Below are 12,920 nucleotides of genomic sequence, written 5' to 3' on the forward strand. Positions count from 1 at the left end.
CCTCGATAGGGTGCCCTGCACGGAATCGTTCCGGCTCGCCGTAGGTTGCTGTGGAGAGTACCTAGGGAAAGGCTGTCCAACCGTGTTCGACCCGACGGATCTCTACGAGCTCGCCGAAGATGTGCCCGAGCTGACCGATCCGGTGCTGTTGTACCACTTCGATGGATTTGTCGATGCGGGCGGCGCCGGACGACTGGCGCTGGGCCACCTCCTGGCCGAGCTGGAGCACCGGGTCGTGGCCACGTTCGACGTGGACCGCCTCCTCGACTACCGCTCCCGCCGGCCCATCATGACCTTCGACACCGACAAGTGGGTGGACTGCGAGAGTCCCGAGCTGGCCGTCTACTCCACCGCCGACGCCACCGGCACGCCGTTCCTCGTGCTCAGCGGCCCCGAGCCGGACCGCGAGTGGGAGCTGTTCGCCAAGGCCGTGGCCGCGCTGCTCGACGAGCTCAAGGTGAGCAAGATCGTGACCCTGCACGGCATTCCCATGGCCGTGCCCCACACCCGGCCGCTCGGCATCACCATGCACGCCAGCCGTCCCGAGCTCATCGGGCCCCAGAGCAGCAACTTCGGCCGGGTCCAGGTGCCCGGCAGCATGGCGGCGCTCCTGGAGTTCCGGCTGGGCGGCCAGGGCCACGACGCGGTGGGCTACGCCGTCCACGTGCCCCACTACCTCTCACAGGCCGAGTACCCCCACGCGGCCGTCACCGCCCTGGAGGCCGTCACCCGCGGCACCGGGCTGGTCTTCCCGATGGACGGGCTGCGCGACGCCGCCGAGCGGACCAACGTGGAGATCGAGGAGCAGATCCGCGGCTCGGCCGAGCTGTCCACCGCGATCGAGGGCCTGGAGCAGCAGTACGACGCCTTCGCCGCCGGGTCCGACAAGGAGAGCCTGCTGGCCGAGCCGTCGTCGATGCCGACCGGCGACGAACTCGCGGCGCAGTTCGAGCGATTCCTGGCCGAGCGCGACGAAGATCTCTAAGTAACCTGGGGCCATGGACGACATCCAGGTTGGCCTGATCGGCTACGGCCCCGCCGGGCAGTTCTTCCACGCGCCGCTGGTCCACGCCACCCCGGGTCTGCGCCTGGCCGCCGTGGTCACGCGCAACCCGGAGCGCGCGGCCGAGGTGGAGCACAAGTACGGCGCGGCGGCCGTACCCGACGCCGAGACGCTCTTTCCCCGCTGTGACCTCGTCGTGGTCGCCTCGCCCAACCGCACCCACGTCCCGCTGGCCACCGAGGCGCTGGCCTCGGGCCTGCCGGTCGTCGTGGACAAGCCCCTGGCCGCGACCGCCGAAGAGGCCGCCAGGCTGCTCGCGCTGGCCAAGGAGCGGAATCTGCTGCTGACGGTCTTCCAGAACCGGCGTTGGGACGGCGACTTCCTCACCCTGCGCGCCCTGCTGGAGGACGGCGTGCTCGGCCGGGTGGCCAGGTTCGAGTCGCGCTTCGAGCGCTGGCGGCCCCGGCCCAAGGGCGGCTGGCGCGAGTCCGGCGGCGCCCAGGAGATCGGCGGCCTGCTCTACGACCTCGGCAGCCACCTGGTCGACCAGGCGCTCCAGCTGTTCGGCCCGGTCCGCACGGTCTACGCCGAGAGCGACGCCAGGCGCGAGGGCGTCGGCTCCGACGACGACACCTTCGTCGCGCTCACCCACGACAGCGGCGTGCGCTCGCACCTGTGGATGAGCGCCGTGACCGGACGGCTGGGCCCGCGCTTCCGCGTGCTGGGCTCGACCGGCGCCTACGTCAAGTACGGCCTGGACGTCCAGGAGGACCGGCTGCGCGCCGGAGCCACCCCGGACCGGCCCGGCTTCGGCGACGAGCCGCAGGATCGCTGGGGGCTGCTCGGCACCGACGACGCGGCCCGCCCGCTGCCCACGGCGCCCGGCGCCTATCTCGCCTTCTACCGGGGCGTGGAGTCCGCGCTCAGGGACGGCGGCCCGGCCCCGGTGGACCCGGCGGACGTGGTCGATGCCCTGAAGGTGATCGAGGCCGCGCGCCTGTCCTCCCTCCAGGGCATGCTCACCCACCTCGGCTGAACCTAGAGCAGGCGGGCCCGCAGGGCGGCGGTGTCGTCCTGCGTCCAGCCGTGCGAGCGCAGCCACTCCTGCGGCCCGCCGAAGCGGTCGTCAAGCACCCCGAGGAACTGCTCAAGGTAGGGCGCGCGCGGCATGTGGTCGTCGGCCGGGCGCGAGTCCAGGTCGTCGCGGTAGGTGGAGCTGGCGCGCAGCCGCGCCAGCACCCGGTCCATCCGCTCGCCCGTGGCGGTGTAGTCGGCCACGATCGCCTCCCTGGTCACCCCGGCCACCTCCAGCGCCAGCGCGGAGACCACGCCGGTGCGGTCCTTGCCGGCCGCGCAGTGCACGATGGCCGCGCCGTCGTCCAGTGACAGCGCGCGCAGCGCCCCGAGCACCGAGTCCGGCCGGTCGCGCAGGTAGCCGAAGTAGAAGCCGGTGACACGCAGTTCCTCGTCCAGCTGGCGCTCCTGCCAGGGCAGCACCTTGTCGGCGTCGATGGAGTCCGCCTCGACGTCGGTGTGCCTGCCGCCCTCGGCGAAGAAGCTCAGATTGTGATGCGTGACCTCGGCCACACGGATCAGCGGGCCGGGACCCTCCAGCGCGACCTCGGCGTGCGAGCGCAGATCCACCACGTGCCGGATCTTGAGCTCACCCACGAGATAGGAGACGTCACGTTCCGTGAGACCCTGCAGGTTGTCGGAGCGGTAAATCCTTCCGGAGCGGGTGGTCCGGCCATCCTTCGTCGGCAACCCGCCCAGGTCACGAGCGTTGACTGCGCCTTGTAGCTCAATCCAGCTGTTCATCTGATTAACCTACATGTGAGCGAATTCCCGGTTCATAACGCAACATGAACGTATGGATCCGCGCGCTCATCCCCCGCGGCTGGTCATCGACCCCTCTCTGCCAGCCGAGATCTCGGTCGAGCTCCGGGCCAGCCCGCACCTGCTCCACATGGCTCGCCGCGGGCGGCGGATGGAGCGGACGTTCAACCCGGCCCTGCTCATCGTGCTGCCCGCCTTCCTGATGCTGATCTGGGTGCTGACCAGCACCGTGGGGATGATCGTGGCCGGCGTCGGCATGGGGTTGATCGCCCTGCTGCGCTGGGCGGCCACGGGCGTCTCCAACAACACGGCCCGGCGGCGCCTGAGGCTGGCCCACGAGTACTCGGCCCACTACGTGCTCCCCCATGACCTGGACTACCCGTGCTCGCGGCTGCTGCGCCGGGCCCAGGACGCCGTGGACACGATTCTCGCCGCCGACGTGCAACGGGCCGGGCTGCTCGACTCCGTCAACAACCGGGTCTCCCTGCCGGAGGAGGTCTGGCAGATCGGCACCCGGCTGGCGAAGCTCTCGTCCATGCACGCCGAGCACGGCCAGATCGTGCCCCAGCTGATGCCCTCGGCGCTGGAGGACGCGTTCAAGCCCTACAGCAGCGCCCTGGACGCCGCCTGGACGTCGCTGTCGAAGCGGGTACGCCGCCTGGAGGAGTACGCCCTGCAGGTACGCAAGGCCGACGAGGTCTACCACGCGCACCTGCGGCTGGAGGCGCTGGCCGCCAGGACGCCCGACTACCAGGCGCTGATCGCCGACACGGTCCGCGACGACCTGGCCCGCGCGCACATCAGGGAGCTGGCCGCGCAGGCCGCGCAGGTGCGCAAGCTCTTCGAGCAGAGCATCGACGAGGCCAGGCAGACCGCGGGGGAACTGCTCAGGACGCCGCTCGCCTGAGCAGTTCCAGCGTTCTGCGCGTGCCCGCCTCGTTGCCGAGGCTGCGGTAGATCTCCCTGGCCCGCTCCAGCGGCTCGACCGCGGCCTCGCGCTCGGCCGCGTCCAGGTGCGCCTCGCCCAGATAGCGCAGGCACTGGGCCATCCGCCAGCGCTCGCCCAGCTCCTCGAAGGCGGCGTAGGCGCGGCGCAGCTCGTCCTGGGCCTCGCGGACCCGGCCCATGCGGCCGAGGACGCGTCCGGCCGACTGGGCGCTGCGCGCAACGCCCCAGGAGTCGCCGAGCGCGGCCAGGATGTCGCCGGACTCGCGGACGTGGTCCAGCTCGACCAGGCCGTTGGCCGGGTTGCCCACCTCTCCGGCCGAGCGCAGGCAGCGGGCCACCTCCCACAGCTCGCCGCGCTGCTTGAACATCTCGGTGGCCCGGTCCAGGCTGAGTCCCGCCCTGGTGAAGTGCTCGGCCGCCGCCTTGGCCTCGCCCTCCCTGCGCAGGCCGCGGGCCTGGGCGGCGAGGGCCTCGCCGTACACGCGGAGTGTCTGTGCCTCGGAGTAGCGGTTGCCCTCGCGCTCGAAGACCTCCAGCGCGTCCTCCAGCAGCTCGCGCGCCTCCGCGGTGCGGCGCTCGGCGAGGCGGAGCTCGGCCAGGTTGCGCTGGGTGCGGGCCATCCACCAGAGGTCGTCCACGTCGCGGAAGCCGGCGATCGCTTCGAGCAGGTAGTCCTGGGCCCGGTCGAGGTTACCGCCGGTGTACAGGATCATGCCGATGGTCCTGCGGCAGCGGGCCGACCACCAGGATTCGCCGAGCTCGGTGAAGATCTCCAGGGCCGTCTCGGCGTCGGCGGTGCTGCCGCCGCCGGCCACCGCGGCGCGGTCGAGCAGCGCGATGCCGAGCGTACGCCGGTCGCCGGTACGCAGCGCCGCCTCGTGGCCGATGTCGGCGACCGCCCGCCAGTCGGCCCAGTAGGCGCGCAGGGAGTGGCACAGCGAGCAGAACGCCCTGGCCAGCGCCCAGGTCTGCTCCCACAGCTCCAGCCCGCGGGCGTGGTGGATCATCGCGATCATGCTGAGCCGCTCGGCGTTGAGCCAGTCGGCCGCCTGCGACTGCCCCTCGGCGCCTGACCGCCGCCCGCCCCTGCTCCAGTCCTGCGGCCAGCGGTCCTGGGCGGCGGCCTCCGCGCGGTGGCGGTAGCCGCTCAGCACCCGCTCCACCGCCGGCCCGCGGCGCTCCTCCGGCAGTTCGGCGGCGAACAGGCGGACCAGGTCGTGCAGGCGGTAACGCATCACGCCGGACGCGTCGGTGCCGGAGCACTCGGCGAGCTGGGCGTCGATCAGCGCCTCAAGCTGGTCGCCGCCGTCGAGCTCCGAGGTGTCCAGCAGGGCGCCGGCCACCCAGCCGGGTACGTCGGGAGCCGTCAGGCCGGAGAGCATGCGCAGCAGGCGGCGCTGGATGCCGGTGCAGTCCTCGTAGCTCAGCTGCACCGAGGCGCGCACGCTCTTGTCCACCCGCGGCGCGAGTTCGAGCTGGTCCAGGCGGCGGCGCTCGTCGGCCAGGCGGCCGGCCAGCTCGCGTAAGGACCAGGTGGAGCGGGTGGCCAGCCGGGCGCCGCAGATGCTGATCGCCAGCGGCAGGTGGTCGCAGATGCCGACGATCTTCTTGGCCGACTCCAGGTCGTCCACGACCCTGGCGCCGCCGGCCAGGCGGGCCAGCAGCTCGACGCTCTGGGCCTCGCTGAAGACCGGAAGCTGGAAGTCGATCGCGTTCATCAGGAACAGCGGGTGGCGCGAGGTGACGATGACGGCGCAGCCCGGGTCGGCCGGCAGCAGCGGCTTGACCTGCTCGCCGTCGTCGGCGTTGTCCAGGCCGATGAGGATGCGCCGGCCCTTCGTCCAGGTGAGCCAGAGCTTGCGCAGCTCCTCCATGCCGCCCGGGTCGGTGGTGAGACGGACGCCGAGCGCGCGCAGGAACCCGATCAGCACCTCCTCCGGGCCCACTCCGCGTAAGTCGGCGTAGAGCCTGCCGTCGGGGAAGCCGCCGGCGACCTCGTGCCCGAACCTGGCCATCAGCGCCGACTTGCCGACGCCGCCCCTGCCGTACACGGAGGCGACCAGCGGCGGCGCGAGCTCGCTCGGCCTCCTGCGCCCGGCGAAGACCGAGCGCAGCTCGTTGAGGGACTCGGCGCGCCCGGTGAAGTGCTCGGGCACCGGCGGCCACTGGTCGGGCGCGCGGCCGGGCGCTTCCGGGGCGGTCAGACGCTGCCGCCGCGGCCGCACGCCGCCCTCGGTGGTGGCCCACGTGGTCAGGCCCACCAGAAGCGCGGCGGTCGCCGTGACACCGATCTTGGCTATCGGCGGGATCTCCCATTCAAGAGAGGCCGCCAGGATGCTCGCCGCCGCCGCCGCGACCCCCGCCGCGACGGGCGCGGCCAGCGGGACCCTGCGCCTTCTCGGCTTGGGCTCGGGCATCGGCTCGTCGGGCAGACGCAGCGGGCCGGTCAAGAAACACCCCCTTCGGGGCTGATTCAAGCTGATTCTGTACGGCCGGCGCCAGAGGTCCCACCGATGCCGATGGGGTACGGCCGGGGCAGGCCGTACCCCATCACAGGTCAGAGACCGATCACCTGGCAGGTGGCGGTCACGGTCTTGGCGGGGTCGCTCTCCGAGGTGGCGGTGAGCTTGACCTTGGCCAGGCGGCTGCCTCCGTCACCGCGCACGGCGTTGACGGTGACGAGCTCGTTCTTGCCGAAGTCGACGGCGGCCAGGGCGTTGGGCACCTGGGTGCTCCAGCCGCGGCCCTGGACCTCGGCCTTCAGGCGGTAGACGTCGCCGTTGAGGTAGGCGCTGACGTCCTCGGGGTGCTGCCCGGCGGCCGGGGCGGCCCTGCCGGTGTTGAACAGCGGGAACTTACAGGTGGACACGCCCTTGCCGGAGGGCAGGCCGAGGGCGGGCAGGACCTTGACGCCGCGCTTCTGCGGGCCGGAGCCGTCGAGGGAGCGGATGGCGACCGTGTAGGACAGCACGCCCTTGCGGTCGCGCTTGACGTCGGTGACGTAGAAGTGCAGGCGGTTGGCCTGGTCGACGAACTCGTACTCGCTGCCGGAGTCGGTCCCGGCGTGGAAGAGGGCGTCGGACAGCTGCCGGTAGTCGCCGATCGTGATCGGGACCTTGGTGCCGTCGGGCAGGACGTAGTCGGTCATGCCGATGTCCTGCGGGTTGGCGTCGACCACCCACTCGAACGGCGCGCGGTCCTCGTTCTTGGTCTTGGCCAGGAGCACGCCGGAGTCGGGGGTGAAGGAGTCGGTGCCCATCCTGTCGACGACCTCGACGGTGTAGTTCTCGTAGCCGCCGCCGTCGCACATCGGGTTCTGGGCGGGGTCGCAGGCGGGCGACTTGTCGCCGGTGTCGAACTGCAGGTTGACGCCCGACAGGCCGGCCGGGCCCGGCTGGACCGCGCGGGCGGTGATCTTCGCGGTGACCAGGCCGGAGTCGTCGAGCGCCTCGCGCGACAGGCGCAGCACGTTGGCCTCGTCGACCATCTCCAGCTTGATCTTGTTGCGGAGCATGTGCTGGGCGCCCATGGACGCGCCGGAGGTCGGCGGGATCAGCCAGCGGCTGTGCGGGCCGCCCGGTCCGTTGAAGCTGCCCCGGCTGAGCATCTCCCAGATGCCGGTGTACGCCCTTCTGGGCGGCACGCCGTACGGGTTGTTGTAGTTGTCGGCGATGCCGAAGATGTGGCTCAGCTCGTGGGCGTAGACGGCCATGCCGGAGCTCTCGGCCTGGACGGAGTCGACGCCGAAGCGGGCGTTGGGCCAGAAGTTGGAGCCGGCCTGCCAGGAGGTCCACTCGACGTAGCGGGTCCTGACCCAGTTGGGAAGGCTGGGGTCGTCAGGCCCGAACTCCTCGGTCACGTCCTCCTTGGTCGGAAATTTCATCATTCCGAACTCTTGCCAGGTGGCCGATTCGTCCTGCCCGGCGCTCAGGTAGAAGATGAAGTCGAACTTCGCGGCCTCCTCCGGCCCGATGTCGCCGATCCAGAGCGCGTTGCCCTCGGTGCGCAGGTTCTTGTTACAGTTGTCGCCCGCCGGGCAGCCGGTGCCGCCCTGGAACTCCATCGCGTACTCGTGGTCCTTGCCGGTCAGCGTGTACGGGCCGAAGCCGGTCAGCTCGACCCCGATCCGGCCACCGGAGTCCTCCATCCAGTACTCGTGGATGGTGTGCCCCTTGTTGAGGGCGTTCGGGGTGTTGAGGAAGTCCTGGTAGAACTTGGCGACCTGGCCACGCGGCACGTCGTGCGCCTCGGCGCTGGGGTTCTTGTAGACCGTCGAGCCCTTCGGCTGGGTCACCACGAACGGCTGGTTGGGGTAGTCCAGCAGCACCAGCGCGCCCTTGAACGTGCGCTTGGAGCCCTTGACGTTCGGGTCGTTCCACTTGGTGCCGGGAGGCTTCTTGTAGTCGGCCCACGTCATGTGGTCCGGGTTCTCCCAGTTCTGCGGGTCGATCGGCTTGAGCGGGCCGTCGCCGGGACGCGAGCGGAGCGCCTGCGCCCCTTCCGGCTCGTCGCGCTGCCAGGGCTGCGTCTGCGGCCAGTGGTCCTGGCGCCAGGGGTGCTCGGGGTCGGTGGGAGGTGCTGCGGAAGCGGGGGTGGCTGTCCAGACCAGCGGGACGAGCACGATGCCCGCTAAAAGGCCTTTAAGCAGCTTCTTCGGGAGATTCACGGATTGGACGGTATATACGTTATTGACGGAGATCACCGATCAGTTGTAGGGAAGAGCCATCACTTCCTATCCGACAAATGTCGAAATCGCCTGGTGACCGGTGGCTGATCTTCAACGCATCGTGGACGACCTCGCCGCCCGCCTCGACCGGCCCCTCCTCCTGGAGGACCGCCTGCAGCGGGTGGTCGCCTACAGCGAGCAGAGCGGCGCGATGGACGACATCCGCCGCGACTCCATCCTGCGCCGGCACACGACCCCCGAGGTCCGCTCCTGGCTGCGCGCCGCCGGCATCCACGACGCGAGCGCCCCGCTGCGCACCCCGGGCGCGCCCCCGCTCGGCCTGCTGCCGCGCGTCTGCGTCCCGGTACGGCACGGCAGCGCCCTGCTCGGCTTCCTCTGGTTCATCGACGCCGAGCCCGAGATGCCCGACGCCGACATCGCCCTGGCCGCCGCCTCAGCTCCCCTGCTGGCCCTGGCGTTGTTCCACGAGAGCCTGGCCTCCGGGCTCGCCTCACACCGCGAACTGGAGGCGGTCACCGGCGTCCTGCTCGGCGAGCGCGACGCGGCCCGCCAGCTCATCGAGGCCGGCGCCTTCCCGCAGGGGCAGCCGGTGACCGCGCTGGTGGCCAGGCCCGTGGCCGCCGAACCCGACGAACCGCTGCGGATGGCGCTGGAGCAGGGGCTGCTGACCCTGCGCCGCCGGCTGTCCGGGCACCATCCGCTGCACCTGGTCCGCTACGACCACGGCGTGCTGCTCGTGGCCGGGCCCGCGGTCCCGGCCGAAGATGTGCACGCGGCGCTGGCCGTACCGGTGGTGGTGGGGGTCGGGCGTACGCGGCCCGCGCTCGCCGACGCGGCGGGCTCCTACACCGAGGCCCTGCACGCGGCCGAGACCGCCGCCCGCGTCCCCGGCCTGGGCCCCTCGGCCGAATGGGCGCGGCTGGGCGTCTACCGGCTGCTGACCGGCCTGCCCGACCACGAGCTGCACCCCGGCCTGGAACACCTGCTGGCCGACCCCCAGCACCTGCCGCTGCTGGAGACGCTGGAGACCTATCTGGACCTGGCCGGCAGCGCCGTGGCCACCTCGCGCGCGCTGCGGCTGCACCGGACTTCCCTGTACTACCGGCTCCAGCGCGTCGAGGAACTCGCCCAGACCGACCTCAAGGACGGCGGCGAACGGCTCGCCCTGCATCTTGGCCTAAAACTGGCCCGATTATCTGGCAGATATCGTCCTCGTGTCTAATTGCATACGCAGCCCAAGCTGCCGTTTAATGCCAAAAGGAGAAGATCCGACGGGAGAGTTGATGCCGGCAGGAGCGCGTGCCGCAAGAGTCCTTCGCAGCCGCGCGCCGGCGCCTGTGGTCGTGCATTCCGCGCCCCTGGTGCTGCCCATCTGCGCGGAGCCGATCCGCGACGGCGCCGTCGCGGTCCGTCGCGACCGGGTGCTCCAGGTGGGGCCGCGACCGTCGGTGCTCGCCGCCCACCCCGCCGTCGAAGAGGTCCGCTGGAAGGGCATGATCACGCCCGGCCTGGTGGACGCCTGCTCCCCCGCCATCGCCCCGCCTCCCGGCGTCACCGCCCGCGCCACCGTCGTCACCGCCCTGGCCGACCCGGCCGCCGTACCCGCGCTGCGCGGCGTCACCTACCTCGCGGTGAAGACGGAGTCGGAACAGGCCTGGGAGGACACCGGCCGCGACGCGCTCATCACCGCGATCCGCGAGGTGGCCTTCCCGGTCGGGATGGCCGCGCACACCGGCGACCCGCTGGTCCTGGAGGACCTCGCGGTGCTCGCCAGAACCTTCGGCCTGCGGGTGCTCGTCGACCTCGGCCGCCACAGCGCCGCCGCGCTGGACGAGTCCGGCATCCTGGGCCCGCACTGCCACGTCGCCTGCGCCGGAGCGCTCGATCCCGGCGAGCGCAAACTGCTGCGCCTGCGCAGAAGCGTGGCCGCCGTCTGCCCGTCGCTGCTGCGCGAACGCCCCGAGGACGCCCTCGCCCTCCTCGACGAGGGCAACCTGCTCGCCCTGGGCACCCGCGGCGAAGGCTCCCCGCTCGACCAGGCCCGCGCCATCCGCGACCACGTCCGCGGCCGCGGCCAGCGCCCGCCCGGCCTGGACCAGCGCCTGGTCGAGGCCGCCACGCTGGGCGGCGCCCGGGCGATGGGCATGCACACGGGCCCCGGCCGCCTGGGCATCCTCGCCCCGGGCGCCCGCGCCGACTTCGCCGTCTTCGACGCCCGCGGGCGTTACCCGTACTCCGCCCTCCTTTCCGGCCCGCCCTGCCTGGCCACCGTCATCGCGGCCTGAGCGGGGCCGTCCCGGAAACAGCAACGAAAGTTGCCAGGCGGCTGGTGAGGGCCGCACCATCGGGCCAGAGGTGATCGCCGCCAGGCGACGCCGATCCCCGGCCCGCCCTCTTCGCGGGGCCGGCGTCTCTCACGCCGAAGGAGAACTTCCGCATGCCCACCCTCACGTCCCCTCTCCAGCAACCCGCACCCACACCTCCTCCCGAACGGCCGGAGTTCGCTTCGTCTGTCACGTTCACGTCCTCCGCCGAACGCCCCGCGCTCACGCCCCCTCGCGCCTTCACGCCCTCCGCCGCCGCTGTTGAACGGCCCGCGTTCACACCCACCCCCGCCTCCACCGCCGGACAGCCCACGACCGCCACATCTGCCGAACGGCCCGCGTTCACACCCACCCCCGCCTCCACCGCCGGACAGCCCACGACCGCCACATCTGCTGAACGGCCCGTGCGATGAGCGTCGAGACCCAGGCGCCGCCCGTCCGGGGACGGTTGCCGCTCGGGGTGTACCTGCTGGCGTTCAGCCTGTTCGCGATGGGCAGCGCGGAGTTCCTGCTCGCGGGAGTGCTGCCGGCGATCGCCGCGGACCTCGACATCTCGCTGTCGGCGGCGGGCGGGCTGATCTCGGCGTTCGCCGCCGGGGTCGTGGTGGGCGGTCCGCCGCTGGCCATCCTGACCCTGCGCTGGCCGCGCCGGACCACGCTGGTGGCCACCCAGGCCGTCTTCGCCGTCTGCCTGGCGATCGGGCTCGTCACCGACGACTACGCGGTGATCGTGGTGACGCGCTTCGTCTGCGGGCTGGCCTACGCCGGGTACTGGGCGGTCGCGGCGGTGACGGCGATCAGTCTGGTCACACCCGACCGCACCGCCCGCGCCTCCGGCGTCGTGGTCAGCGGGCTCAGCATCGCGATGATCGCCGGAGGCCCGGCGGGCGCGCTGCTCAGCTACTTCACCGGCTGGCGGGGCGGCTTCTGGGCCGTGGCCGCCCTGACCATCGCGGCCGCGGTCCTGACCATGGTGGCGCTACCGGCGACGAGCGCGAGCGGCGTACCCAGTGTGCGGGCGGAACTGCGCACCATGCGGCGCCCCCAGCTGTGGGTGGTCTTCGCCATCACGCTGCTGAGCACCGCCGCCTACATGATCTCGTTCAACTACCTGGCGGCGTTCCTGACCGGCATCACCGGCGTACCGGCCGTGTGGGTCCCGGCGATCCTCACCCTGTTCGGCGTGGGCGCGTTCGCCGGCCTGTCGGTGGGCGGCAGAATCGCCGACCGCAAGCCCACGCGGGCGTTGCTGGCCGGAGCGGTGGGGATCGCCGCCGCCTCCGCCCTGCTCGCGCTCCTGTCCCGCAACATGGTGGCCGTGGTGGCACTCGTCCTTGTGCTCGGGATCGCCGGATTCATCTTGAACCCCGCGATCTACGGCCGGGTGTTCACCCTGGCCGCCAAGGCTCCCACGCTGGCCGGAGCCACCACGGTCTCGGCCTTCCAGCTCGGCATCAGCCTCGTACCCGCACTGGCCGGGGTCGCGCTCAACGCGGGATCGGGGCTCACCTCGGTCGTATGGATCGGCGCCGCCCTGGCCGTGGCCACAGTCCCCCTGATCCTCCTGGACCGCGCCACCCGGACTGACCCGCACCGCCCCATGCCACAGGCACGGACCATCCCCACGCCCGCGGACGCGACATCCCCACGCCCGCAGACGCGACATCCCCACGCCCGCAGACGCGACATCCCCACGCCCGCAGACGCGACATCCTCACGCCCGCAGACGCGACATCCTCACGCCTGCGGACATGAACCATCGTCACGCCCGTGGACATGAACCGCCTTCGGCAACCCCCTTACGACGGCGTCGGCGAGGTGGCCGCGATGCTGCGGACGGGAGACCCCACGTGCGACGGCACGTGCGACGACATCGCGGACTGAAGCGTGGCGGACTATGGCGTGGCGGCCGGCAGCCCGGCGGTCCGCAGCGTCGCGGTCCACAGCCCAACGGTCCGCAGCGTCGCGGTCCGCAGCTCGGCGGTCCGCAGCGTGGCAGTCCGCAGCGTGGCAGTCCGCAGGGTGGAGGTCTGCAGCCCGGCGGACTATGGCGTGGCGGCTGTGGGCATTGCGGGGGTGGCGGTGCGGCTGTGGCGTTGGCGGGGCGGGGTGGGGGAAGGCG

Annotated in this window: 9 protein-coding genes; 6 read left to right on the forward strand and 3 right to left on the reverse strand. The window is 71.9% G+C overall.

Translation table 11 applies throughout. The features are described from left to right. The first annotated feature begins 82 nt into the window (after positions 1-82). A complete protein-coding gene (locus tag ACIBKY_RS27340; protein ID WP_397100752.1) occupies positions 83-985 on the forward strand; it encodes a proteasome assembly chaperone family protein in 903 nt (300 codons plus the stop codon). Between the two features lie 13 nt (positions 986-998). Continuing rightward, a complete protein-coding gene (locus tag ACIBKY_RS27345) occupies positions 999-2,039 on the forward strand; it encodes a Gfo/Idh/MocA family oxidoreductase (RefSeq protein WP_397100754.1) in 1,041 nt (346 codons plus the stop codon). A gap of 2 nt (positions 2,040-2,041) precedes the next feature. Here the strand turns inward: ACIBKY_RS27345 and ACIBKY_RS27350 are convergent, their stop codons facing one another. Beyond that, complete coding sequence (locus ACIBKY_RS27350) at positions 2,042-2,821, reverse strand: tyrosine-protein phosphatase (protein ID WP_397100756.1); 780 nt, start codon at positions 2,819-2,821, stop codon at positions 2,042-2,044. 52 nt (positions 2,822-2,873) lie between these two features. On the opposite strand from ACIBKY_RS27350, the gene ACIBKY_RS27355 reads away from it, so the two are divergent. Next, positions 2,874-3,746 carry a hypothetical protein gene (locus ACIBKY_RS27355; RefSeq protein WP_397100758.1) on the forward strand — a complete coding sequence of 291 codons (873 nt, stop codon included), beginning with the start codon at positions 2,874-2,876 and terminating at the stop codon, positions 3,744-3,746. Here the strand turns inward: ACIBKY_RS27355 and ACIBKY_RS27360 are convergent. Both ACIBKY_RS27360 and ACIBKY_RS27365 read right to left on the reverse strand, forming a co-directional pair. Further along, on the reverse strand, positions 3,727-6,237 hold the full coding sequence (locus ACIBKY_RS27360) for an ATP-binding protein (protein ID WP_397100760.1): 2,511 nt from the start codon (positions 6,235-6,237) through the stop codon (positions 3,727-3,729). The two genes, ACIBKY_RS27355 and ACIBKY_RS27360, sit on opposite strands and share 20 nt — an antisense overlap. A 107-nt stretch (positions 6,238-6,344) precedes the next feature. Next, positions 6,345-8,453: a M6 family metalloprotease domain-containing protein gene (locus ACIBKY_RS27365; protein WP_397100762.1), complete on the reverse strand. Its 2,109-nt coding sequence runs from the start codon at positions 8,451-8,453 to the stop codon at positions 6,345-6,347. Between the two features lie 100 nt (positions 8,454-8,553). On the opposite strand from ACIBKY_RS27365, the gene ACIBKY_RS27370 reads away from it, so the two are divergent. The 3 genes from ACIBKY_RS27370 (at position 8,554) to ACIBKY_RS27380 (ending at position 12,578) form a co-directional block, all read left to right on the forward strand. Beyond that, on the forward strand, positions 8,554-9,696 hold the full coding sequence (locus tag ACIBKY_RS27370; protein WP_397100763.1) for a PucR family transcriptional regulator: 1,143 nt from the start codon (positions 8,554-8,556) through the stop codon (positions 9,694-9,696). A 121-nt stretch (positions 9,697-9,817) separates the two neighbouring features. Then, positions 9,818-10,759 carry an amidohydrolase family protein gene (locus ACIBKY_RS27375; protein WP_397100765.1) on the forward strand — a complete coding sequence of 314 codons (942 nt, stop codon included), beginning with the start codon at positions 9,818-9,820 and terminating at the stop codon, positions 10,757-10,759. Positions 10,760-11,207: 448 nt separating this feature from the next. Further along, complete coding sequence (locus ACIBKY_RS27380; protein WP_397100767.1) at positions 11,208-12,578, forward strand: Cmx/CmrA family chloramphenicol efflux MFS transporter; 1,371 nt, start codon at positions 11,208-11,210, stop codon at positions 12,576-12,578. Positions 12,579-12,920 lie beyond the last annotated feature (342 nt).

The organism is Nonomuraea sp. NPDC050394 (assembly GCF_044459065.1).
Lineage (GTDB): Bacteria > Actinomycetota > Actinomycetes > Streptosporangiales > Streptosporangiaceae > Nonomuraea.

Excerpts from the sequence above, each read along its gene's own strand:
- ACIBKY_RS27345 (WP_397100754.1), top strand. The coding sequence starts at position 999 with ATGGACGACATCCAGGTTGGCCTGATCGGCTACGGCCCCGCCGGGCAG.
- ACIBKY_RS27350 (WP_397100756.1), bottom strand. The coding sequence starts at position 2,821 with ATGAACAGCTGGATTGAGCTACAAGGCGCAGTCAACGCTCGTGACCTG.
- ACIBKY_RS27355 (WP_397100758.1), top strand. The coding sequence starts at position 2,874 with ATGGATCCGCGCGCTCATCCCCCGCGGCTGGTCATCGACCCCTCTCTG.
- ACIBKY_RS27380 (WP_397100767.1), top strand. The coding sequence starts at position 11,208 with ATGAGCGTCGAGACCCAGGCGCCGCCCGTCCGGGGACGGTTGCCGCTC.